This window comes from [Clostridium] symbiosum ATCC 14940 (assembly GCF_000466485.1).
GTDB classification, from domain to species: Bacteria; Bacillota; Clostridia; order Lachnospirales; family Lachnospiraceae; genus Otoolea; species Otoolea symbiosa.
In genome coordinates, this window is record NZ_KE992871.1 from 325 (window position 1) to 25696 (window position 25372).

General features: G+C 50.3%; 16 protein-coding genes. 2 read left to right on the forward strand and 14 right to left on the reverse strand.

Features of this window, described 5'->3' with window-relative positions:
• The 11 genes from CLOSYM_RS07685 to CLOSYM_RS07735 all read right to left on the reverse strand — a co-directional run.
• The coding region (locus tag CLOSYM_RS07685; protein WP_021641673.1) for an S-layer homology domain-containing protein at positions 1 to 2609 on the reverse strand (2609 nt) is incomplete at its 3' end.
• Positions 2610 to 2646: 37 nt separating this feature from the next.
• The gene (tatC, locus tag CLOSYM_RS07690) at positions 2647 to 3468 is read right to left on the reverse strand and encodes a twin-arginine translocase subunit TatC (protein WP_003504385.1); all 822 of its coding nucleotides are present in this window, start codon (positions 3466 to 3468) and stop codon (positions 2647 to 2649) included.
• A 13-nt stretch (positions 3469 to 3481) separates the two neighbouring features.
• Positions 3482 to 3661, reverse strand: a complete 180-nt coding sequence (gene tatA, locus CLOSYM_RS07695; protein WP_003504383.1) for a twin-arginine translocase TatA/TatE family subunit — start codon at positions 3659 to 3661, stop codon at positions 3482 to 3484.
• A 35-nt stretch (positions 3662 to 3696) separates the two neighbouring features.
• Positions 3697 to 3996 (reverse strand): Sec-independent protein translocase subunit TatA/TatB, encoded by a 300-nt coding sequence (locus tag CLOSYM_RS07700; protein ID WP_003510454.1) that lies wholly within the window; start codon positions 3994 to 3996, stop codon positions 3697 to 3699.
• 274 nt (positions 3997 to 4270) lie between these two features.
• Positions 4271 to 6007 (reverse strand): oleate hydratase, encoded by a 1737-nt coding sequence (locus CLOSYM_RS07705; RefSeq protein ID WP_003510453.1) that lies wholly within the window; start codon positions 6005 to 6007, stop codon positions 4271 to 4273.
• A gap of 302 nt (positions 6008 to 6309) precedes the next feature.
• Positions 6310 to 7977 carry a Hint domain-containing protein gene (locus CLOSYM_RS07710; RefSeq protein ID WP_003510452.1) on the reverse strand — a complete coding sequence of 556 codons (1668 nt, stop codon included), beginning with the start codon at positions 7975 to 7977 and terminating at the stop codon, positions 6310 to 6312.
• A gap of 73 nt (positions 7978 to 8050) precedes the next feature.
• On the reverse strand, positions 8051 to 9625 hold the full coding sequence (locus CLOSYM_RS07715) for a hypothetical protein (RefSeq protein WP_003510451.1): 1575 nt from the start codon (positions 9623 to 9625) through the stop codon (positions 8051 to 8053).
• Between the two features lie 36 nt (positions 9626 to 9661).
• The gene (locus CLOSYM_RS07720; protein WP_021641676.1) at positions 9662 to 12979 is read right to left on the reverse strand and encodes a hypothetical protein; all 3318 of its coding nucleotides are present in this window, start codon (positions 12977 to 12979) and stop codon (positions 9662 to 9664) included.
• Positions 12976 to 13818, reverse strand: coding sequence for a hypothetical protein (locus CLOSYM_RS07725; RefSeq protein ID WP_003510448.1), 843 nt, complete (start codon positions 13816 to 13818; stop codon positions 12976 to 12978). Before CLOSYM_RS07725 ends, CLOSYM_RS07720 begins: the two co-directional genes overlap by 4 nt.
• The gene (locus tag CLOSYM_RS07730; RefSeq protein WP_021641678.1) at positions 13787 to 15190 is read right to left on the reverse strand and encodes a hypothetical protein; all 1404 of its coding nucleotides are present in this window, start codon (positions 15188 to 15190) and stop codon (positions 13787 to 13789) included. The genes CLOSYM_RS07725 and CLOSYM_RS07730 overlap by 32 nt, the downstream gene beginning before the upstream one ends.
• Complete coding sequence (locus CLOSYM_RS07735; RefSeq protein WP_021641679.1) at positions 15187 to 18774, reverse strand: DUF6603 domain-containing protein; 3588 nt, start codon at positions 18772 to 18774, stop codon at positions 15187 to 15189. Before CLOSYM_RS07735 ends, CLOSYM_RS07730 begins: the two co-directional genes overlap by 4 nt.
• 345 nt (positions 18775 to 19119) lie before the next feature.
• Between CLOSYM_RS07735 and CLOSYM_RS07740 the strand changes: the two genes are divergently transcribed.
• Positions 19120 to 20805, forward strand: a complete 1686-nt coding sequence (locus tag CLOSYM_RS07740; protein WP_003510444.1) for a hypothetical protein — start codon at positions 19120 to 19122, stop codon at positions 20803 to 20805.
• 186 nt (positions 20806 to 20991) lie between these two features.
• Here CLOSYM_RS07740 and CLOSYM_RS07745 read toward each other — a convergent pair whose 3' ends face one another.
• The gene (locus CLOSYM_RS07745; protein ID WP_009296427.1) at positions 20992 to 22230 is read right to left on the reverse strand and encodes a choline-binding protein; all 1239 of its coding nucleotides are present in this window, start codon (positions 22228 to 22230) and stop codon (positions 20992 to 20994) included.
• Between the two features lie 216 nt (positions 22231 to 22446).
• Between CLOSYM_RS07745 and CLOSYM_RS07750 the strand changes: the two genes are divergently transcribed.
• Positions 22447 to 22644: a hypothetical protein gene (locus CLOSYM_RS07750; protein WP_003504362.1), complete on the forward strand. Its 198-nt coding sequence runs from the start codon at positions 22447 to 22449 to the stop codon at positions 22642 to 22644.
• Positions 22645 to 22866: 222 nt separating this feature from the next.
• Here the strand turns inward: CLOSYM_RS07750 and CLOSYM_RS07755 are convergent, their stop codons facing one another.
• Positions 22867 to 24144, reverse strand: coding sequence for an adenylosuccinate synthase (locus CLOSYM_RS07755; protein WP_044902248.1), 1278 nt, complete (start codon positions 24142 to 24144; stop codon positions 22867 to 22869).
• 219 nt (positions 24145 to 24363) lie between these two features.
• Positions 24364 to 25263 carry a LysR family transcriptional regulator gene (locus tag CLOSYM_RS07760; RefSeq protein WP_003510439.1) on the reverse strand — a complete coding sequence of 300 codons (900 nt, stop codon included), beginning with the start codon at positions 25261 to 25263 and terminating at the stop codon, positions 24364 to 24366.
• Positions 25264 to 25372 lie beyond the last annotated feature (109 nt).

A 25372-nucleotide genomic window follows, 5' to 3' on the forward strand; every position in this document is an offset into this window, starting at 1 on the left:
AAGGCCGGTACGGTAACCGGACAGCGGCTGGACGCCGGGGCGCCGTTGACGGTCAGCGCGGTAATCCGGTCGGACATTGCCACCGGCGTCATAGTCACCGTATCCTGAAGCGGGGAAATCAGCACTTCATACTCGTAATCAAAGGGAACGAATTTATTAGAAACAGCGTATTTTAGCCTGCCGTCCTCCAGCAGCTCATTTTCCATTTCCTGCCCCGCTTTGTATTTGAAATCATGGCCCACGAGTTCTGCATCCGAAAAAGTGACATTGCTCAGCTGTGCATTTGTCTTATAATCAAAATACAGGTTGCTCTCCACGCGGTCGCTTTCGCCCGTATTATCAAGCTCAATACGCGTAAATACATTGCCGTCGTATTTCCCCTTGTATTCTGCCACAACCTGTTTTCCCGAGATGGAGAAACCGGTCCAGTTAAGAGTATTGAAGCTGTTGCCGTCCTTTGCCAGAATTGCCCCGTCTCCGCGCCTGTCGTCGCTGACGCTGTCCGGCCCGTAATTAACGAGATTTTGCAGGCACTGTTCCCATACCATCAGATAATCGCTTCCAACGCCAATCCGGTTATGTCCGGTGTACAGCTCCCGTACCTGCCTGCCGTCCTTTGTATAGGCAGCCATAAGCTGCTGGTGCAGCGAGAGCAGCAAATCCTGGCGGACACCCTTTGCCCCAAACTGATCCGCTACCCAGTAACGGTTGACTCCATAAATATCGGAAGAGAACAGCAGCCCGTGTTCACGGTCATAAATCAGAATGGATGCGTCTTCATGGCCGGGAAGCTGATAAACTTCAAACTTGCAGTTGCCCAGATCCAGAACATCCCCCTCCGACACAAGGTGAACCTTGTCGCCTGTGTATGTGCCCGATACAGTGTCCACGACAGTCGGATTGCCGCTTGTGTAATCCTTGGCATATGTCTCTATACTCCACTCTCCGTCAATCGGACCTACCCTGTCGCAGAAGTAAACATCAAGTCCGTTGTTGTAAGCGGCTGCCATCGCCCCCTTATGATCCCCGTGATTGTGTCCCAGCACAAAAACATAAGGTTTGGTCGCAATCTTATTGACCTGGTCAATCAGAGTGGTTGTCGTATTCGTGGGCATCAGGCCGTCGTATAGGATTCCCATCTTGCTGCCCTCAATATAATAAGCGGCAGCCTGAAAGTTATCAAAAAACCGGTAAACGGCCGGGTAATCCTCTGAGCCTTCATGCAGCTTGTCTGTAGCAAAATCATGCCAGGCCGGACGGTCAATCCGCCAGATAAAGCGGCTGACAGGGCTGTCTTCCAGTCCGTCCCTGGTGGCATATGCCTCCACCTCCACACAGAAGTAAACATTATCATAAGGAAAATCCCAGTTATTATTCAGTCCGAACATCGGATCCGTGGAGTATCCCGGAATATAATCAATCCACTCGCCCCATTCGTCGCTCAAGGTAACGCCGTTGCCCCGATCCCCGACAAACAGCCCCTTCATCTGCGGATGGGAGATGTTGAAGGCCCGGCAGCGCCAGTGCACCGTGGCATTCTTTGTCGATGTAAACCAGATTGGCCGGCAGCGAACGAATTTTCTGTGGGAAACAGGCATAGACCACACCGGAGACACGATTCTTCTGCTGATTGCTTCAATTATGATCCGCGCCTGCGTATCTGTTATTCCGTCTGACGGTCCCAGCATCCGGTCGGTTATCCCCCGCATGAAATTGCGCCCTGTCAGCGTATTTAAGGCATCTCTGCATTCCGGACTTATTTTTGCCGCATCCTCGAAGTCAGACAGATAATCTTCCTTAAGGGCTTCCAGGCAAAACGCTCTGCACAGGATTACCGCCGCATCCTCGCGGGTCATGACGGACATCGGATAAAAGCAGTCGTCCGGGGAGGATGCCGTCAGGATGCCCATATCGAGCGCCGCTTCCACCGGTTTTACATAATCGTTTCTTCCCGTCACGTCAAAATAGTTTCTCACGCGCTCCGCTGTCATGATATTGCCTTCATTGTCAATATCGGTTCCGTCGTCCATGACGCCGTTATAATGATACCAGCCGAAATAGTCGGCCAGACGGATTAGAAAATCGCCTCTCGTCATCGGACGATCCACTTCGATAGAGTGTGCGCCTGAAGTCTGGCCCGTATGGAAGTTGACGGAATAGACGGTCCCTTCAAAGGACCAGGTAATCTCAACATCATATCCCCCCACCCCGTCACGCATGACAATGGTTCCGTCGGGATCTACGGATACAAGGTGTTTATTGCTTGACCTCCATGTCCCTTCCGTCTTCTCTTCGCCGTCAATCTTGGCCACCAGTTTCACCGGCTGGATAAATTCCAGCGTATAGGTCTGACCATTCATATTGATATCTCCGCCCTGGATATAAATGCCTCCCTCCGGGCTGCCTGCGCTTACCGGCGCCGTTGTCTCACCGGCTCCTTTTGTCGTTCCCTCCGTTCCTGTCGCAACGGCGGCTGCCGCACAGCCGGGCAGGATCGAAGACAGGCTGATTGCCGCCGCTCCCCAGGCCATGCCTTTTACGAACTGGCGCCTGCTTATCTTCCCGTCCGGCCTTCCTTCCTCAATCTCTGTTTTCTCCCATTCTTTCATTCGGCTTTCCTCCTCCAATTTTATTCTGTAAGTATTTTTATACGTCCCCTGCTTCTTGTCCGTTTACCTGCATTTCTCTCTTAAGCCGTTTACGGAACAGGATTCTGCTCAGAAGCAGGCTTATTTCAAACAAAAACAGCATGGGGAATGCTACCAGTATCTGTGATGTCACATCCGGCGGCGTAATAAACGCAGCAAGCACGAATACCGCAAGAATGACATACTTCCTGTTTTTCCTCAGCATTGCCGGATTCAGCAGTCCGATTCTGGTGAACATAATCACAACGACCGGCAGTTCAAAAACGATTCCGAATGTCACCAGGGTGGTGGACACAAAGCTGATATAGCTTTCAATGGATACCATCGGGGAAATCGTCTGCCCTGCATTCATCCCGGCAAAAAACAGCAGCGTAATCGGAAGAACAATTTCAAAGGCAAATGCCGCCCCTATTAAAAAAAGCAGCATTCCAAAGGTCAGAATCACAAAGCAGGACTGCCGTTCCCTGCGCGTCAGCCCCGGCCTGATAAATCCCCAAATCTGATAAAGCATCACCGGGCATGCCAGTGACACGCCCCCCGTCAGGGCCAGACGGACATAGGACAGCACCAGCTCCGTCGGGGCTATGTAAACAAATTGAAATCCCTGCGCCTTTTCCATCAGACGTTCCGTCAGCCAGGCCGCCTGGCCCAGACAGATCAGTACGGCTGCAAAAAAACATATGATGCAGGCTACCAGCCGTTTTCTGAACTCTTCCAGATGGGATACCAGCGACATCCGGCACTCCTGCGTTTCTTTTCGAAAGCCAAAGCGTTTTAATACAGCGGTACGGCTTCTGCCCGTCTCTTTCTCCAATTCCATCACCCCGCTTATCTTAAACTTCTGTCTGCTCCTCCGTTACCTGAATCGTATCGTCCTCGGCTCTTTTACTGCTTCTTTTAAAATTCCCGATCGTCTGCCCCATTGCCTTGCCAAGCTGGGGTAATTTCTTCGGCCCAAATATCAGAATTGCTATGCCCATAATTATTAACAGTTCTGTCGTACCAAGTCTCATTCTTTTCTTCCTTTCTCCTCTTGAGCAGTTTCCTGCTATACGGCGGCTTCGTTAGATATCCTTATACCCTCCGCCTGTTCCCGGTTTTCACTTTTCATCTGTGAGGCGGTCTCTTCCGTCATCACGGCCTGTGTTTCCGCCGTTTTTTTCACCGCCTGCTCCGTCCTTACCGGTCCCGCGTCCTCTTTCCACTCTCCTTCGAAGGAATTTACATACTTCTTAAAAGAGCCTACCGCCTGTCCCGCAAGCTTCCCCAGCTCAGGCAGTTTGGACGGCCCGAAGACTACCAGAGCCACCACCAGGATCAGGATTAATTCCGTTGTCCCAAGTTTCATTTCTTACCTCCTTCTGACCTGTGAACTTATTTCGATTTTTTGATAGGGACAGCATAGCAGGGAAATAAGTCTTTGTATATTTTCAATTTTTTATATAAAAAGGGGAACATGTGATATTTTTATCCATAAGATATTATTTGTTCATTATAAGAAAAGCGGGATAAGAATTGTTAAGGCAGAAAATAACCCCCAAAGCAGCGCAGGGAGTCGATTTTCTCTCCGTTGACCGCTTTGGGGGCAGAATGATAAATTTAATAACCAGCAGGAATTTGCTCTATAAATAAGCTTTTTTAACTGCTTTTAACAGAATCTTAGGCATCTTATTATACGGCGTAACGGGGCAGATCTTTTTGTTGACGCCCATCAGGGTATAAACTGCGATTCTGGCGGCTCTCACGGAATATTCTTCCGTAAATACCATGTCCTCCGGGATCTCCACGAACTGGCTTATCATTGCAAAGTTGGTGGAACCCTCCGGAACTACCGGGGGACGATCGCTCATCTTGCGCGGCTGGAACTGTGCATCGATATACGGCATATAACAGGGAATAACATTGATGACCGTCTCCATCAGCCCGGCAATCTCTTCCTCCGGGATATGAAGCTGGTGCAGGTATTCAAGCAGCATCTCCTCACCGGTACAGTCCTTCATGGCTTTCTTCACATAATCGCCTTCCCGGTCGGTATAAAGGCCGTAGCCCCAGAATATCGTGACATCGGACGGCTGGTTCGGGAAGTGAGGCTGAGCCGCCACTACGCTGCTCATCTTCCATCCTGAATCCTTAAATGTCATAAGCGCACCGCTGCCGGGAATATTGCCGGTGAATGCCTCGATCTTCTTTAAAATCTTGTCGCCACGGCAGGTAACGGTAAAGCTCAGCCAGTTGGACTCATTCTCTTTTGTAAAGAATGGCTCCGGATTGCCGAGACGGCCCGGTTTCTTTGCTGCTATCTTACTCCAGAGCTCGCCGGATATGGGCTTTTGCTGCGGTACCGGCGCAGGGGTATGGAGATCGCCCAGAGTCGCGCTGTCAGTCATGCAGGCGTTAATCATGAAACAGAGATCCTCAGCTCCCAGCTCCACAGTCTCAGTCTCGCCATTATGATTCAGGTGGAGTCTGGTAACCGTGATATCGTCTCCTTCTGCAAAATCTATATCCTCTACCGTACAATTCTCCTTAAATACCACGCCCTCTTTTCTCAGGAACTCTTCTATCGGGCGGATCACGCTGTCGTACTGGTTCAGCGGGCTTCTCGTGACGCCTTCCAGTGTTTCAATTCGGCTGAATTCAAAAATCATTCTGTTCATATACCGGCGGAATTCAAATACGCTGCTCCAGGTCTGGAATGCGAATGTGGTCTGCCACATATGCCAGAAATTCGTTGTAAAGAAATGAGGCATGTCCTTAAACCATTCCTGGATCGTCACATCATCCAGTTCCTTCTCATCGGTACGCAGAAGCTTCAGGATTCTCATTCTCTCAGCCTGGGTAAAGCCCATGCTGCGGACATCCAGAATATTGCCGTCCCTGTCGACCAGACGTGCTTTGGCGCAGGTGGGATGCGCATGGTCGAAATTCAGAATTTCCTCTGTTACGCTTCTGTTCGGCTGTGTTAAGGAAGGAATCGTTCTGAACAGCTCCCAGAAGTTTTCGTATGTCTCTTCGTTCAGCATACGGCCGCCGCGGCATACGAAACCGCCTTCCGGCGTTCCGATTCCATCATTGCTGCCGCCCAGAATATGCATTCCCTCATAGACCGTAATCTGGCTGCCGGGGAATTTACAGTCCCTTATCAGATAAGCGGCTCCGGCCAGGCTGGCCAGACCGCCGCCGATAAAATGAGCCGTCCGTCCGGTATAGTCGCGGCGCTTCATCACAGCTTCCTCTACCGCCTCTTTTTGGATCTCATCTTTCTTTTTCTTCGTGTCGTAAACCTTTTTTGCAGCTACGCCTGCTGCAGCAGCTGCTGCTCCTGTCGCCAGGATGCGCCCCAATTTTTTCTTTCCCATTGGATAGACCTTCTTTCTCTCAAACACTCTTTTGGCCAAACAGATACTTAAGAAATTTTTCCCTGATTTGCCCGTTTCTAACCCTCCCGGAACTGAATTTCCTGTAAATTTGCACGTTCTTGAAATCGGATATGGCATCCTGCAGGGATCTGCGGTACTTGTCTGCCAAAAACAGATTACACCATACATTATACCATATCCGATTCTAAAAGTCACTATAAGTAGTTTTCGTATCTATATCTATTTTTCTGAATATCTGATTAAATAACGGTTCCGGCGGCATAGAATGTTACTGCATCTGATCATTCCATATTTTCCTGATATAGTCTGAGAAGCTTCCTCATCTCCTCCGCAACCGGCTTTGTGTCAAAAGAATACTCTCTCTTTGTCGTTTTCTCCCGCGGCATGTGGTTCTGCATATCAAAATCTCCTACGGAAAAACCGTTGGCATACAAGAACTCCTCCCCGTCAAACTCCAGATTATAGACCCTGTCGTTATATGGCTTCATATAGATATACCGGAGTTCCTCCTCACCGTCCTTCGTGAGAAAGAGATCCGCGCCGTTCAAATCAACCGCGCGCACCGTACAGATGCTGCCGTCCCTTCTCACCCGGACCGGATGGCCTTCTGTCATCAGTATCTCCTTATTGCCCATTGTCTTTACGTATACCATCTCCGCTTCCATTCCGCTGATAATATTTGTAACCCGAATCGGCATTCCGTCCATATTCTGTGCCAGATCGCCTATCCTGATATCTTCTATCGCCCGTTCTGAACCGTCGGCCATAAGGATCCTTGTATCTTTTCCAAGACAGCCAAACTTGATATGGATCTTTTTCACCTTTTCATTCGCCGGATCTTCCGACTCCGTATCCAGATCGCTGGAGACGACAATCGTCACCTGCCCCTCTTCGTATTTCATGGAGCCATGCTTGCATTTGATCGGCAGAATACAGCTAAAATCAGCGAGCATCACTGCGGAAACAATCTTCATCTTCATCAGGTGTTCCCAGTCCGACGGAAATTCATAGGTAATCTTATTCTTTTCTTTTTCATTATAGGTGACAATTATGTTTTTTGCCAGGTCATCTTTATTAAATACAACTGTTCCGTTATCCAGGCTCCAGATTTTCATCTCAAAATCTTTGAAATAAATCCCTTTAATCTTATCTGCCTCATCCACTATAAATTCAAATTCATCATTTAATTCGATTGTGATCTTGGCCGGAATATGAATCTTCACATATACGTCTTTGCCAAGCTCCAGACGCACTCCTGTATATTTGGGATAGTCAGCCGTCTCTCCCCCGTCTGCATCCCTGTCGTACAAAAGCTCTGTGTATTCATGTGACTCATCCTTCGGCTTCGGTGATTCCACAGTTACGGCCTTCACAATGTATTTTGTTCCCTCAATTTTCAGAATATTGCTGTACACTTTTGTTGACTGCGCACATAGTTCTCCCTGGGCATTGACCTCTGCACAGAAAAACTCCGCCTGTGTCTGCAGTTCCCTGTCGTCGGATTGAATCAGCCTGCCCGCATTTACTTTCATGGTATTCTCAATATCCGTGATATTTTCATCAAAGACAGCCATGCTCTCCAGAATCTGTCCGTTTGTGATATCCATGAATTTTCCCATTAAATCAACGCCGAGCATCTCCCTCGTATATCTGCCCGTTATATTCGTAGATACGACCGTGTTCGGATCATACGCAATATCGGATACCTCCATACAGTCCCTGGGGCCTACGAGGTACCCGTCCAGCCTCTCCTGCCGCCCGGCGCCGCTCTTTCTCCACAGCGCGTCGTAAAGCAGAGGACACTCCCGCTTAAATACCTCTTCTCCTCCATACTGGCTGAAAAACACGTCTCTGTGATCTTCTCTTGACAGATCATAGGCGAGAGAACGGCCGTTCTCTTTCAGCTCGCATACAAATTTTTCCCTCAACTGCATTAAATTTCTTTCCATGAAACTTCCTCCCTTATCTTTCATGATATTATGTTACAGGTCAGCCTTCGGCTAAACCGTGATGTTATATTTCTTATGTATAAGACCAGACGCTGCGCCCATCTTCCTCCGGGCTTATCAGCCAGAGCTTTTCATTAAATATTCCCGCGCAGGCAGGCCTCTCCTCCGTCCATGACAGCTTTTCCGGCAGAACGGATTCTTTTGCAAAACCGCCGCTGCCGCGCTTGGCATAGATACCGTCCCGCATAATGAGAAACAGGCCGTCCTTCCTGGACAGAAGCCAGAAATATTCCTTTTCTTTCGGATTCTCCACTTCGTATTTCCAAGTCCAGTCTATCCCGTTGTCCGTGCCAAACAGAAGAATCTTTTTTTCAGTGCCGACTGCCGCCCACACCGCATCCTCCCACTCCGCCAGCTTGACCAGATACGCGTCATCCGTCTCTAACACTGCCATAAGCTGCCATCTGCCATCCGGGAAGTCCCCTTTCCTGTACAGCTCGGCTTTATGGCTGCTGTCAGGCAGAACACAGACCCACACGCTGTCACCGGCTCTGAGTACCGCTGTCTGTCCATCCAGCAAAAATGGGTACCCCCATTGACTGATACGTGCCTCCCCGGCCTGCCAGCAGACCAGGACGCCCGTTCCCATCAGCGTGTCCGTGCCAAACAGCCACAGGCTGTCCTTATAGCCTGCCGTCCCATACGCGCGCCAGGCTCCGGCCTGATCCGACAAAACTTTAAATTCGGTGCCGTCCTTTGCCTCGTACAAAACTGAATCGGAAAACGCATACAGCTTTTTACCGCAGGAGAGAAGTTCCCGGTTCCAGGAGGAAGCTGTATCTTTTTCCGGGAGAAGCAGCTCTTTGCAATGCTGTTCTTCTTTCCACTGTCCCTCGCTCACGTTGATACAGACGCAGGCGCTCGCATGCTGTCCCAGTTTGTTGGAGGCTTTCAGCAGGAAACGGTCCGAACTTCGAAGGCTCACCTCTCTGCTTCCCTTTTCCTCTACCTGTCCAAATCCTGTAAGCATACATTCCTGCGCATTCCTCACCTCCCAGCGAAGAGTCGTCGTTTTTCCCTTCCCAATCAGCGAGTCATCCGCCTGAAACATGATAATCTCAAGCGGCTCCTGCTTATACAGGGGAAGCGTATATTCGCAGTCCTCATATCCCGGAACGTTCTGGATATAAATCTTTGCCACAGTCAGGCCGGCAATCGCATCAGAGATAAGATTTTCCAATAGGAAAGAAATGCTGTACTTTTTCTTAAGCAGTACCGTCCCGCTGGGAATCAGGATAAAATATCCATCCGGCATAAGTTTGATATCCCACTGATACTCCCCCTTTGCCCAGCTCGGGACGATCGCGCTCCCCAGCTCCTCCGAACAGAGGCAGCCCTCCCCGGTTCCCCAGTAAAACCGCACATAAATCCTGGAGAGGCCACTCCACTCCGGCCGGCTCTCTGTCTCATGAATCCCGGGCAGTTCATCCTCTTTCGTCAGCTTAAACTGATTTTTAAAGCTGATATCATCATCCTCCGAGGCATTCATCACATACAGTTCAAGTTCATTTTTATACGGCCTTTTAAAATCTGTGGTGATGTACACCATATTGGCGGGAAACCAATCAAAAATAAGATTTTCCCTCATCTAAGCCTCCCTCCTGCCGCATGGGCAAGACTTCCTTTACTCCCTGCTCATGAAACCGTCTTCCAATCTGTTTTTCTCCTGATGCATCTCCGCTGCCACAGGCGGTTCACCGATCTCCCGCCGTTCCAAAGCACCGTTCTTTCTACAGTACCAGAAAAAGGGTTCTTTCCCTCCTATCTGCGGAATTCCCGCCCGTTCCGGTCCCGTCAGGATGGGATAGATTGGCAGGCGTAGGTTAATGTACTCCAGCGCATCCCTGAAAAAGACAGGATCCGGCTTTTTCTCATAGACCGGAAGAATCCCCGTCCTGATGTGGATACTCCCTGTCACATCCAAAAGAAAGGTGAGCCGCACTTTTTCATGCTGCACTTTGAGTTCCAGGTCACTGTTGCAGGAAAAATAGGGATCCTTCATCGTCTTTGCACCATACGCAGGGTAAAATGTCCGGTAGGTACTTCCCGTCTCCTCCCCTCTGTAATAACCGATCAGCCCGTCCGACGCATATCTCACATCTCCAATCCTTGCCTCATAAGTATTTTCTTCAAATCCGTACGTATTCCTCTTTCCAAAATCCTTCAGTGCCTTAGAATAGGGCAGAAGCCCCTGCCACTTGAGGGAAAGTCCGCCCCGCAGCATGGCAAGCGGTCTTCCAGTCAGCATGGAAAGCTCCTGATCTTCATCGCCGCCTGCGGATATCCGCTCTGAAAGTCTTTCATCAATCAGCTTCAAAAATGCCCGGAACACGCCGTCCCCGCTCTCCGTCATTCCGTGGATAAAATGGCGCATGTGTCCGGAAAGCGTTCTTTTCTTCCCATCCTCCAGCGCGGTAAAACCAGCACGCGTGCTTCCATCCGGAAGCCAGACAAGATGCAGATTTCCCTCATACCCGCCCGCTTCGTCATAAATACTGATCCGGCTGTTCAGGAAATCCGGCATGAGGTAACCGCAGACAGGGGAAAATTCCGGCGCTTTTTCCTCCCAGTCAAGGCAAAGGCTGCCGGGTCCGGAAAGCCTCGGCGGCAACACTCCATATTCCCCGCCGCCTTCCGGCCTTATGGATTCCGCTACCGCAATATCATTCAGATAACTGTCAAGCTCCGCTGTCTGCCCGAAGGTGTCTATCATCCTCAGTGCGTCCGGGCGGATGAATCCGGCTCTGACGGGAAGAAATTCCATGTTGACATTCAATGAAAGCTCCCCGTAATCTCCGACTTGAGCCCGCACAGCATCGGCAAAGCTGACGGCTGTCTTTGTCACCCCGAATATAGGGAAGGATACTGCCTGATCCTTGCAGAGAAATGCCTCGTTCAACCCGCTCATGTTCTGGGAAAGAACCGGAAGCTCCTTTGCTTTCCCGGCAATGGCGCTCAACTGCCGGTACAGCGTCTCATTATACCGGAATGTCTCTATATGGCGGGTTATGGCATCGCTCAGTCCCTGGGCCGCGTGAGGGGTTATAATCATGCGCCCTCTGTACTGTTTCAATTCCCCTGCCTCTCCCGCGCCTTTGTAAGAATAATCGATATCGCCGAGTCTCCAGTCTTCCATCGTGTTATCCGGGTCAGCCTGCGTCCTTGAGGGCAGGAAATGGAGCCGCCAGTCTAAAAACAGCGGATTCCACGGCGGATGAAAACAGGTGACTGAGACGGCGGACGGCAGCGTACCTGTATATTCTTTCCCTGAGCCTCCCTCCGCCAGATAGAGGAACGCAGTCTCATCATATAATTGATAAGCAGCCTGAGGGACGTCCGCTCTCTGTGTGAATTCATCACAAAACGGCTTTATCGTTTTGCTGTCCCAGGATATTTTACCGCCTCCCTCCATAAAGGAGACGGAGGTGATCACCTCCCGCTCCCTGCGCACTGACAAAAGCCCGTCCTCCCGGAACCTGCCGTCTGTTCCAAACAGTTTTGTCCTGCTGACGCCCTCTCCCGCAGCCAAAATCACAGGAACTTCCGGAAAGAAAAATTGCTCCTGCGCCATTTTAAACTCCGGTGTGAAGGACTGATCCGCCAGAAGCGACTTAAGGTTCTCCTGCTGTCTTTGCCTCTTTGCCTCCTTTCCCAACCATTCCTGTCTGTAAGTTTCAATTTCTCCGAGAATCCGTTTTCCCTCTTCTAACAATTCCTCCTGCGACAGAGGCTGTTTGATAAAAGGAGGCGGCGGATAACTGTACAACAGCATATAGGTGTACCAGACATCATACAGCTCTGTTTTCTTCGATTCCACGATATCAGAGAGTGACTCCGCCTCTTTTTGAAGCTTATTTAAGGCAGAAACTGCTGCCCTGACCGATTCTTCAGGGCTGTTTTTATTGCCGTCGGCCGGCCTCAGAAGCCATTCTCCGCTTTTTCCCGACTCGCCAAACCGGCCCCGGTGAAGCCGATCCTCGGTTTTGAGGATTCCGTCTATCTCCCCCAGTTCCCCCAGGAGATCAGACTGGAGAATATTCAAAATCCGTTCCAGCTCATACATATCTCTGCCGTTTTGACGGGATATCTCCTTCGCCGCCAGGGCGGACAGCGCCTCGGCCGAGGAATAGCCAAGTGCCACGCGGACCGCTCCCTCCGGTCCGCCGGTCGGATAATCAGCATCCTCCCCCTCCCACTTTACGTGGAACACCGCGCCGTGCAGCAGCAGATCCGAATCATTTTCTTCCCTCCATCCCCCGCCCAGGAAGAATCCCATCTCTCTCAGTTTTTCTTCGTATTCTGTCCCGGTAAGCCCATATAAAGGAGAATTTTTCCGTTCCGCGTACCAGCCGGCCACCGTGTAGATCAGCTCTCCCTCCTTCACGTCCTTCAGATCGTCGTGAAATCCGAACACGCTTCTGCAGGTCTGGTAGCAGGCGGCAAAATACGGCGTCCCCGCCCCCAGAACCGTCAGTTTTGAAAGATACTCTCCCGGCGGCGCCGTATTCTCATATGGATAGGTTCTTCCCAGATAGCGGCATAAATTCTCTTTGTCCGAAAATTCCGGTATGGAGATACTCCCCACATTATCCCTGCCAACGTAGCTGCTCTCCAGAATCCATGACTTATGCGTGATTACCGGCTTATCGGGCGTTGATTTTACGATGGTGAGCCTTGTCACAAGGTAACGGTCCGGCACTGCGGGATAGTCAAAGCCATTTTCCGTCTCCATGCCCTGGGTCAGCCCGTCCGGCAGAATAAAATGCAGATGGACGCCGGCCCCGGGCGCGGCCCTTTTTTTGAATGGCTGCGGTTCTATCACACCACCGAGGAGTGAGACACCGTTCAGCAGTTCATAATTTACCGCTATATCCGCATACTCTCTGGAATTCCCGAACCGGTTTACGATGAGGGCCTCCACTGTCATAGGCACCAATATCATGTCTTATCCTCCTCCCGGCAAAACTTGACCTCCGATGCGCTGCAAAGCATCTCCAGAGCAAATTCTGCGGACGTAAATTCGTTATGATCGGTATGAAGTTTCTCCATAAACATCGAGGCGAGAGATAAAACATCAACCGTCCTGCCCGCTCTCACCGGTACAGGGTACAGCTCATCCGATAATTTGTCGCCCGGTTTTTTATCTCCCTCCGCCTTGATCCGCCTGATATAAATTCTTCCATCCACGGTACGCGTTCCGAAATGAAGTCCCTCCGAAGGCTCCGTCACAATCACCTCGTTTACGCTCCCGTCAAAAATCCCTATCATAACGGTGTCAGACAGCGCTTCCAGCCTGAGAAGCTCACGCTCCCGGCTCCCTTCCCGCCCCTTTACCTCCATTCCTTTATAAGCTCCAACGAGGCGTGAGCGAATCAAAAATCCCATAAAATCCGTTTCCGGCTGAAGATTCTCCTTAGCCTTGCACTTGATAAGATGGTTTTCATGCATCCGCTGCCTTCTGGGCCGGCGAAGGCGGTTCGCTGCTTTCTCACGAAAAAGTCCGGCGAAAGCCCCGGAAAGTTCCCGTTCCGCAGCAATGCCTCCTCCTATACTCAGAGCGCCCTCCACCATCGCCTCAATCCAATTTTGATCCAGATGAAAAAAACGTACGGATTCCATGGGAAGGAATCGCTCGTCAGGCACGAGGTATTGAAACGGAACATCATATAAAAGCCATGTCTTTGCAATCCAATCAAGAACACTGTCCGGCAGCTGACCGGCTGTCGTTGCCTCAAACGGGAACTTTCTGTCACTTCTGTCTGTATCCATCCAGGATTTCATGATTCTCCTCCTCTTTTACAGGGCCGAATACCGACGCGGCGTCCCCGCCGCCAACCAGCCATTTTCCGAGATCGCCGGCCAGATATTCCATAAAGCCTGTTCTGATGCTGCCCTGATGCTCCCTGTCCTCTTTCCCTGCCGAAACAGAAAATGCCTCAAAATGTTTCTTAAGGATTTGAACTTCCCCCGCTCTTCTGCGCTCACAAAAAACCAGTTTTCTCCACCGGCAGAGCTCTCCTGCCGCCGCTTTGCTGTTCAACATCATAAGACGGCCGAGCTGCCAGGCCGCGGCATACTTCATATCAAACAGCTTGGTCTCCCTGTCATAAAGGATCCGGCCGTCCGCTCCGGCGTTTTGCCCCTGAAGGGAGCTGTCCGGCTTCTCCGGAGTAAGCGGTCCCCGGTACCAGGACGCGGTCTGTTCCCCCGTCCTGACAATGTGATTCAAAACAGTATATCCTTTTTGCAGCCGTTCCACAGCATGGGCCGGACCGCCTGGCAGCGGCTCCCCGCTCTGGTACAGGCTGAGCCTCCCTGAATCCAGTTTTTCCGTCAGGGTGCGGAAACTCTCCTCCGATGATTTTCTCGAGGAAAATTCCCAGTGATACAGAGATACCATCTGAATCCAATCCTCATTCTTCCAGGCCTCCTCCCGTCCTCCGGGAAGGTAACCGGAAAATCCCTCCAATGAAACCAGATGGGCGGTGCAGCGCACCGTCCTGTTCACCGCCTGGGGAAAACGGCTGCACACAATAACGCCAAAATATCCGGGATGTGCGATTATGTTATCCGGCCTTTCATGCAGATCCGTAATCCGGACATGCGCCAGCCAGGGCAGCTCCGCTTCCATCGGAACTGCTTTCTTGAACAGTTCCGGACTCATCCGGATCACACTGCATGTATTTTCCCAGTCTTCGCCGGGCTGTAATCCTGTTCCGGCCAAGGGAAAAAAGCATTTTTCTTCTTTGTTCAAAAGCTTTTGCAGAGTGACTTCCGACAGCTTTGGTTCCTCATCCTCATCAAACAGCAGCAGCGCAATCCACGGAGTTTGATTCTTCACCGGTGTATTTTCTCTAAGCGCCGGGCCGCCTCCGATCCGCCGGTCCCACGGATACGCTTTTTTATTAAAAATGATGTGAGGCAGTGTAACCCCATAATCGGACACCATACCGGCCGGTGGATAAGCTTCGTATATCTCCCCCGGTTCCAATTCAAACCGCTTTTCTCCCGCAAAAAAGCGGAACTCTGCTCCGGGTATCTCCTCCGCCACAGGGCTTGTCACATTCTGATGCACTTTAACCCGATATTCTCCGGCATCCGCCGCAGGCGGCGAGGATGCCATAAACTGCATTTCTCCATACTCTTTCATCATTCTTCTCCATAAACGGCTATATCCCTGCAGAATGTAATCTGTTCCGTGAACAGATTCTCCGCATTTTCAGCCAGGCTGCCGATCCGGCCGTCACCCTCCAGCTCCATCCCCCTGTCATTCAGCCACAGCAGCAGCTTTCTTCTGTCTTCCACTGCGGCATCCGCCATGGCGGTCTTCGAAAATTCCTGGTTTGACAGCTCTTTGTCTTCCTCCTCTTTTACCCGGTAAACAGGGCGGCAGAAACACCAATCTTTTAAAACGGCTTCCTCCTCCGCCATTCGGTCAAGATCCACCGGACTGTCGGGGAACACATAGACTTCCGTCTCCTTCGGCGTTAACAGAACGCCGGTCAGAGCGTGTTCTATCATAGAACCGTCACAAGACAATTCCTTCCCCCACAGCGCGGCCGGAATATTCTCATACTGCTCCTCAACCAGAAAGGTATCATGTTTCACCGGCTTCCATACTCCAGCTCTATCCTGCTTTTTCACCGTCACAACCGTCTCGCAGGACAGCGGGACTCCGCCCATGGGCAGAATAAACAGGCTCTCGTTTCCTCCGCGGCATGGAGGTTTGCTGTTTATATGAAATGCGGCATTCGGCACCTGCGTATGGATTGACAGCTTAAAGCCCTCTCCGCGCACAAGGCTGACCGGCATCTTCTCACTGTCTTTCGTTTCCTCTATAAGGCCGTCACTCACTGTGACCGTGGCATAATTTTTACCTGAGCCGCAGTCCGGCGAACCGGTTTTACCCTGTTTTGCGTCACCGGGAACGCACTGTTCCAGAAACTCTTCAAAGGTCAGATATTTTATACCGCTGTTCCCGCTGCCAAACTTTATCGTAAAAGAGATGATCCACCACTTCACCTTCATTTTCCCGGTAAACTCAGGCCCCCAAAGACTCAGCGCCGCCGATAGTTCAAGCGTAAATGTATGATGGACAAACAGGCAGTCCACCCGGTAGGATGCGCCGATTCCAGCCGCTATCCCTATCTGATAGTAGAACGGCTTCCAATACATGAGAAAGTCGGCCCTGGCATAAAACCATGCGCTCAGATTTCCATTGGCATATCTGGCGTCAATTCCTCCTCCGGCCATGATGCAGGACGGCGTCAGCGCAAAATACAGCCCGCCTGAAAAACTCAGATTCCGATTTACCATCCAGGAAAAGCCAAGGCGTTCCACTTCCGGATAATGGGAAGGCCTCTCAAAGCCGTTATGATATCCGCCGAGCGTCAGAACGAAATCCCCCTTGTGAACTCCCCCGTACCAGACATAAAAAGCAAATCCCCCTGTCAGGTGGCAGTCCGGGGAAAACAGGTAAGATTCATTAGTCAGCGCCGCTCTTAAGGAGAAAATCCCTTCCTCCGGGCAGATTACGGCTTTTAAGGATAACTCCGCCTTTGCAATCGTGCCGAGCGTCATCTGTCCCAATCCCAGCAGGGCGATTTCCAGATGATTTCCTACTGATACGGTTAAAATGGCAAATGATTTTACCATCTCAAAGGACGTAAAGCGGATTCCCGCGGCCAGCCACATCTCCTCCCCGGAGATTTTCATGTACCGCTCCTTTAGAGTGCGGATCAGTTCTGCCTCGTTTCCTTCCTCATAAACCATACGAATCAGCGGAAACTCCGCGACCTGCCCGATGTCGGGGAGAAGGAGCCCCCTCTGATACCCAAACCCGGCCGCCACGCCGGTCACGTAGAATGCAGGCGGTCCACCCAGCATCTTTCTGAGCACTCCGTAGGCGAACACGGAAGGGCTGCCTTCTGTCTCTGTGTAAGAGCCGATGACAGTCAGGCTTAAATCACCTGCCCGCAGAAGCAGGCTGCCGTCAAATTCAAGAGGCCTGTCCGAAGTTTTCATGAATGAACCGCCCAGAGAAAAGGAGGAGGTGTTAAACGACAGCTCCATACCTTTAAGAGAAAAGGAAAGATTTCTGAAATCCGAAAGGTCCATTGAAAATCCAAGTCCCAGAAACCGGATTGCCATCATTTTGCAGCACACAGCGGTATCCACCATAAAAGACAGCCGGTCTTTTTCATATCCGATTCCGATGCGCACAAGCTCTAGCGGGCCGAGCGTCAAGTCCGCCTTCAGCCAGCATATGGTGTCTGCGTCTTCATAGGCGACTTGATTAACTTTTTCATCCGCTGTTTCCCACAGCCCCTCACAGGCTGACTCAGTCCCGGCCGGTTTGCAAAGGTGCAGGGTAAAGGGAAGCTGCCGCATAGGCGCGTTTAAGCTGCCGCACAGCGTCACTCCCGTTCCGGTCTGATACAAAAGGCTGATGCCGTTTAGGAAGAGCCCGTCAAGAGCATGCATGCTCTCCCCTATGACAGGCAGTGAGCTCAGGCGTATCTCCGGAGCCAGGCTGACCCCGGCCCGGAATGTTACCGGCCGCACTCTGCCGTCCGCCTCCAGAAAGAGCTCATTGTCATTTCTAAACCAGGCGCGGACGGCAAAGTGATTCTGTCCCATATCATAGTCCACAGATACAGTATAGACCGGAACGCCAATCGCTTTCAGGATATCCGGGGCCTCTCCCACGGACAGAAGATTCCACAGGGACATGAGTCCAAATTCTTTCCCATTGTAAAATACGCCGGAGAACCGCCAGGAATTACCCTCCCCGTATTTTAGAGCAGAGAGGTACAAATCCTCTTCTTCATAGCTTAATTTTCCCCGTATCTGTAACGACTCCCCGCCTCCTTTTCCTCCAACTGCGTAACCGTCAAAATCAAACCCAATCTCAGACAGTGTCAGACTTTCGATTCCCATCAGCCGGAATGTCCCGGTCATGGTAACGGAAAACTCCAGCCGGTCAAGCGGCCAGAGGCCGGCTGGCAGAAGAAGCAGCAGACGTTCCAGCTTAAGGCCGCCAAGAGCCAGTATTTCGTCCGGCAGGAGCTCGTCCAGCTTAAGGCCGAATAAGCCTCCGAAATCCTCAAGAGACGGAAGCTCTGCCGGAAGTTTATCTGCGCTGATACACAGACGCCCTCCGCTGTACGCCAGTAAGAATGCCAGCTCCTTTGTTCCGATAAAAACGCTCCCCAGGATTCCAAAGGAGCCGTAAGGGCCGCGGTCACAAATATGCAGGCCCGGATGTCCGATTTTAAAGTTTCCAAACAGCGTCCAGGTTCCTTCCGCCGTCAGAGACGCCTCCAGGCGGCTCGGGTCTTCTTTTGACTCCGTCTCATAGACTCCGTTCATGGACGCCGACGGAAGCGCCGGAAGCATCTCAGACGGAAATGTCTGCCCCGACAGGGCCAGAAGCATAGCCGCAGCTTTGCCGAAAGACGGCAGACTGCCGCCTGACGGCTCTGCCGCAGCTTTCCAGCGCCCGGCCTTCTCATCATAGACGGTTACGGCCGGAAAAGTCACATCATATTCCCCCTCAGGCAGCGCTTCCGACTGCATCCGGACATCACCTTCTATCTCATCGGAAAATGGCATCTGCACATACTTCTCCAGTTCCTCAACCGATGAGAGCTCACACTCCTCCCCATTGATATAAAATATCGTATGCCACCTGTTTTCTGCGAATTCCCACTGATATTCCAAACGATACCGATCCATCCCGCATCTCACTCTCTGAAAGCCTTTGCTTTTACAGCAATTTATGTATGCATTTTTAATTTTTCATTGCAATAAACATTCATTTCTTATATGATACTATATATGTACAGTAATATTCAATATATATCCATTTATTTCGGAATTTTTATGCAACAGTTCGCTACTGTTCACAGGGTAATGTTCCGCGAGGTGTTTTCGTGTGTATTTCACACGAAAATCCCGAGTTATACGGCGCGACGTGATGAAAAGTGAACTTTTCACCACAATCAACGGCTCTTTTTGCCGTTTCTGGGCATCGCGAAGCGTGTTATGGAACTGGTAGATTTTTATATCGGAGGAGTCTTTATGCATTTTTATTATTTCACTTTTGACAGCGCCGAGCCAGCCGTCAGAATGAATCTGGCCGGTCAGGAATATGGCATTGAGGCGGCGCTTGGGGAACTTGGATTTGAACCGGCGCTCTCTTCTCTATGGATTGGAAGGAAACATTTTCATTTCCTGAGTGAGATAGATTTATCAGAACATGATATCAAAAAGCTGAATCTGAGACTGTATCAAAACCAGGCGGTTCAGACCCTCTGCGAAAGGTTTGGGAAAACAGAGGACTCGGACTCCCCTCTTCCTTTTCGGATACAGACTGAATTTTCATGGAACGCCGTTATAGAAAATTTTGATACGGGAGATCCGTCCGTCACTTACGCCGAAATGCAGCTGTTCAATTTTGCAGATGTGGAACCGCTGTTTGATGATTTCTGCTATTACGATGAAATAGAGGACGGCCCCTTTAAAAAAGCGTTTCATGCCTTCCACACCTGCGGAATCTCAAGCAGGGTGTTCCAGCTTGCCAAACTCGAATATCTTGCCACCCTTCCCTGTACATGCGGACTCTGCGCATTCACTGATAATTCCTGGCATTTTTATCAGATCGGAGTCTTCTACCAAATCGACGTATCGGACGATCCAAATCGCTTCAACCGCCCTGTATCTCTTGGCTTTGAACAATATTCCCCCGTCTTGAATGCCGATAATATCTACGCTTTTCTGGCTTATGCAATTGTAAACGGAAGCTGCCTTCTCCATATGTCTCCCGTCCCGTACCCGGCCGGTTTACTGTTTTCTCCGGTTGAGATTACAGGGCAGGCTACAGGGGAAGAGCGCCCCCTCTCCGCCCCGGCCCCATTCAATGCGGGAACAACCTTCGATGAGGCCTTTATCTACAATGTGGGTCAGGCCCTTTTAGTAGGCCTGTTTGATCAGGGACTGCTGCGGGGATTTTTCGATTTTGGCCTTCCTGACGGATTTAATAAACGGCATTTTCTGGCTCCGGGCTGTAATGCCGCTGCCGCCGCCATACAATGGCTGATCGCAAATAATCCTACCACCTCCTCCATTATCCTGTCACACTGGCATTTGGATCATACGAACATGGCGGTTCAGGTCCCAGCCTGCTATAACCTGAACTGGTATGCCCCATCCGGGTATAGCAGCCCCAGTGCCATGAAAATCAATCATTTTATTGCCGCGAATGGCGGCACGCTGACCTTGTACACAGCCGTCTCTGCCATGCCAAACTTTGGCATTAACCTTTCCATCCACAAAATCACTACTGTTGGCTCTACCCACCCGCATCACAATGGTATTTTTGCCGAACTTGTTTTTGCAAACGGGAATAAAACGATGCTGGCGGGAGACTGCCTCCTTTCCGCCGTCTCAGCAGCAGCAACCGCAGCTCCTTATCATTATATGCAGGCTTCCCATCACGGCGGCGTCTACTATAGAACTACGGCTGCCAGAAATCCGGCGGATATACCTGCCTGCTTGCCGCCTCCGGCAGGTTTTGCACTTGTCTATTACTCCTACTCATTCCCCAACAGGCATCATCATCCGTCCTATGTAGCGGATTACATCGGGCAGGGATGGGTTAACAGACGGGATACCCACGGCGCCCCCGGACTCCCTGCGCCGGTTCCCCCTGCGCCGCCGCTTCCCGCCGTGCTTGTGAACGGGGTCAGAGGATATTCCATTACATAAAAATTTATGCCCGGCCCTCTTCTTTCTTTGATTTCCTCCCTGTCCCGACCGCCATGGCGAGGACAGGAGAAGTAAAAACAGCCGGAGCTTTGAAGAATATGCATCTCTTCAAAACTCCGGCTGCTTTTACTGCCTCATTGAGGGCGGTAACCTGTGCGCAGAGCGTGCAGATTATCGATGTTTCTCCTATGCCGCCCCGCCTGCCGGTCCAATCTGCCCTCCCAGGCTTTCATCGGAGGCCGGTCCGTTTCCGCCCGAAATGATGCCGGGGTCGTCGTCCATCTCAATAAAATCATCCTCATCCGGCTTCTGTCCCTCCGTACTGATCCCCAGCGTCTCCTCCATATACCGGTACAGGGAGGGGCTGAGCTTTTTCATATCGGCTCTCACCTCCGGCTTGCAGTAATTCTCAAACAGGTTTCCGAACAGCATGGAAGAATCGTTGTCAAAATAAGATGGAAGAGGCTGAGCTATCCCACTATCCATCAGGTACTGCTGGTAGTCGGCCATAAAGGCATTTTCCTCTTTATCATTTCCGGTTGCCGAGGCCACATACTCGCCAAAGGCCAGGGCCAGCGACTCCGGTTTTGTGAATTTCAGTTTTTTGTAATGGGTATCCGTCTTATGATATACATAATAAATCCCCTGCTCGGTCCGGGGGGCGGAATAATATTTCTTATCCGTGAAAAACATAAGCTCCCAGCCTGACTCATTAAATTTGCGGATCCATTCTCTTGGGATTCCTTCCATGGCCTCCGTGATCCCCTTCTTTTCCTCAGCCGTGGGCCTCCTTTTCCCCTGAATCGTAATATCATACTGCTTATCCCGCAGTCCGTTTTCATCATAATAATTCATTTCCACATACTGATTGGCCGCCATCTGGCCGTTTTCGTAAAAATAATATTTATGCGCATCAACCATGCGGTACCCACGGTTGTACATCTTATATTTGGAATCAAACCAATACCAGGCGCCTCCGGCATGGAGCCACCCCTTTGTCAGCTCCCCGTCCTCCGCCGCATGGTACCAGCACTCATCATCCTCATCATAGGCCCAGCCGACAGCCATGGCCCCGTTTCCTCCGAAATAGTAGGTTTTGGATCCGATTCGCTTAACACCTGTCTGCATATATCCGCTGCTGCTGAAATAATACCAGCAGCCGCCGTAATACAACCAGCTCTTTTTGAGGCAGGTTCCGTCGGTGAGCCGGTACTGCCAGTCTTCCCCGTCGCCTTCCCACTCCCCGTCAACAGAAGGGTCCGGCTCTCCCGAAGTCTCCGCCGCCTGTCCGTCTATTTCCGCCTGCTGCTCTGCGTCCGCCGAAGCCGTCTCCTGCACAGGAAGTGTTTCCTGGCCAAACACCGTACCGGATGACAGGATCATCATCAGGCAGACAGAAAAAAATAGAAGCCCATATTTATTCAAAACACAGCGCCCCTTTCCTGTATGTTCATCTAATTGCTTGTAACAGTTACGACAGCATGAACTGTTACTGCTGTTTCTATTATTTTATCGCATGGCAGGTGAAAAGTATAGAAAAAAATTCTTACATCATTTATAATAATATTACAGTTTTCTGTCCACACTCCGCAAAAAACGGCGCAGAGAATTGATCGATTTTTATGAAAGCGAGGTTTTCCCATGAGACATAAACGACTGCTGGCCATGGCTGCCGCCATCCTGCTCCTGCTTCTTTACGCATCCACAATCGTCTTCGCCCTGATGGACAGCCCTCTGTCCCAGAGCCTTTTAATGGCTTCCCTCTTCTGCACGATCGTGGTTCCGTCCATTCTGTATGGATACTATGTCATAATAAAATATAGAAAGGACAAGAAATAACCGTTGATAAATATTTTCAATACAAATATCCCGGCGAAAACCCGAATCGAATCATAAGCAGTAACACAGCAAGACTTCAAAGGAATATTTTATTGGAATTTGAACATAAAAAGCAGGTACGAGTGCTCTGCCCCCCTGTCAAGTAGACAGGGGACAGAGCACTCGTACCTGCTTTTCAATCAGCGTTCAAAAGAAACAGTTCCTGCGTCCCTTTGCAGCCTGCTATTTTCTCATGATAATCTCATCCCGTCCCGGTCCATTGGAAACCATCGTGATCGGAACGCCGATTTCCTTCTCAATTTCTTCAATATAAGCGCGGCACTCCGCCGGAAGCTCATTGTAATTGCGGATACCGCGGATATCGCATTTCCAGCCCGGCATCTTCTTGTAGACCGGTTTTGCTTTTTCCAGCTTACATGTCACAGGGAAATCTTTTACAATCTCGCCGTCTATCTCATATCCGGTACAGATTGTAAGCTCGTCCAGATAGCCCAGTACGTCTAATACCGTAAGCACTGCCTCTGTCGTTCCCTGGATACGGCAGCCATATCTGCTGGCGACGGCATCAAACCAGCCCACGCGTCTCGGACGGCCTGTTGTCGCGCCGAATTCCCCCTTATCGCCGCCGCGGCGCCTCAATTCGTCCGCTTCCTCTCCAAAAAGCTCACTCACGAATGCGCCTTGGCCGACTGCGCTGGAATATGCCTTTACCACAGTGGTAATATTCTTAATTTCATAGGGAGGGATACCCGCTCCAATGGCGCCGTAGGCCGCCAATGTGGAGGAGGAAGTCACCATCGGATAAATTCCGTGATCCGGATCTTTCAAAGAACCAAGCTGGCCTTCCAGAAGAATATTCTTTCCTTCCTTAAGCGCTTCGTAAAGATAAGCGGATACATCGCAGACATACGGCTCCACCATCTCTTTATATTTCAACAGCTCTGCGAACAGCTCTTCCGGATCCAAAAGAGGCTTATGATAAAGATGCTCAAGAAGAACATTCTTTGTCTCACATACCCTGCTGATTTTTTCCCTCAGGCTGTCGGCGTCGAACAGCTCGCTGACCTGAAAACCAATTTTTGCATATTTATCTGAATAGAACGGCGCAATACCCGACTTGGTGGAACCAAAGGACTTTCCGCCAAGGCGTTCTTCCTCGTACGCATCGAACTGAACATGGTAAGGCATCAAAATCTGGGCCCTGTCAGATACCAGAATCCTGGGCTTCGGAACCCCTTTTAAAATCAGATCATTAATTTCATTAATAAGATAAGGGATATTTAACGCGACACCGTTACCGATGATACTGGTCGTATGATCATAAAACACCCCCGACGGAAGCAGATGAAGGGCAAAACGGCCGTAGTTGTTAATTATGGTATGACCGGCGTTGCTTCCTCCCTGAAACCGGATAATAATGTCCGACTCTTTTGCCAGCATATCCGTAATTTTGCCTTTTCCTTCGTCTCCCCAGTTTGCTCCTACAATTGCTCTTACCATGAATCTTTTCCTCCTAGGAATCATTGCACTGTTACTGTGCGTTAGTCATATGTCTAGTACAGCGTTGCATTCCTTGAAGACAATTAAACAGGAATGCTTACACGACTAGAATACACGAATTTATCTCATAAGTAAAATCAATATTATTTATGTTTGTCATAATCTACAATTATCTTAATGATGTCGTTCCGTTTTAACACTTTCAGCGGAGCAGTCATTTCAACCCGTTAACTCGTCAAACAGCTTTGCCGCTGCCGGTGACATATAGGCCTTATCCGAGGTTACAAGGCAGAACTGCCTGTGGGGCATCTCCTCCTCAAATTCCAGCCTGAAAACGCGGTTCAGTTCAAGCGCTTCCCGGGCAAACCCCGACATCAGGCATCCGACACCCAGATTACGTCTGGCAAACTGGACAATCATATCACTGGTAGCCAGCTCAAATTCCGGCTCCAGAAATATCCCCTTTTCTTCCAGGAACTGATCCATGAACCGCCTGGTACTCGTTTTCTTCTCAAGAAAAATACAGGGATATTCCAGCAGTTCACGGTAATTCACTTTACGGCCGCACAATTCCTCTCTGAATTTGGGACCGGCAATAAAAATATTCTCCACCTCTTTCACAGGGATGCTCTTTACACCCGGTTTTGCCTCAAAAGGCGTACTGATAATACCGAAATCGATTCTTCCCTCATTCAGAAATTCCAAAGTTTCCGGTGTCGGTCCATTGGAAACATTCACCTTGATTTTAGGATATCTCTCATGAAACCGTTCCAGATAAGGGAGAAGATAAAACTGCAGCGTCATGTCGCTGGCTCCGATCCGGATTTCCCCCGTCTCCAAATCCTGTATTCTCTTCAGAGTATCTTCCCCATCATAGATAGATTCAATACCTCTTTTTACATAAGAATGAAGAACTTCACCTTCTCTGGTCAGCTTTACACCTTTGGAAGTCCGCAGAAACAGCCGGCATCCCAGCGCCGTCTCAAGCTGGTGCACCGCCTGGCTCACAGCCGGCTGGGAAATGCAGAGTACTTCCGCAGCCGCCGTGATTCCTCCGCATCTGCATACGTAATAAAACACCTTATAATATTCGAGATTGATTTTTCCATGTTTATCCATCTTCAGCCTCCCTGTTTTCTATCATTCGGACTCTTACAGTGTATTTGATTCCCGGGGCTGAGTCAATCTCAAATGGAGATTTAACTTAGGTGTGGAGGACGCGTCCGGA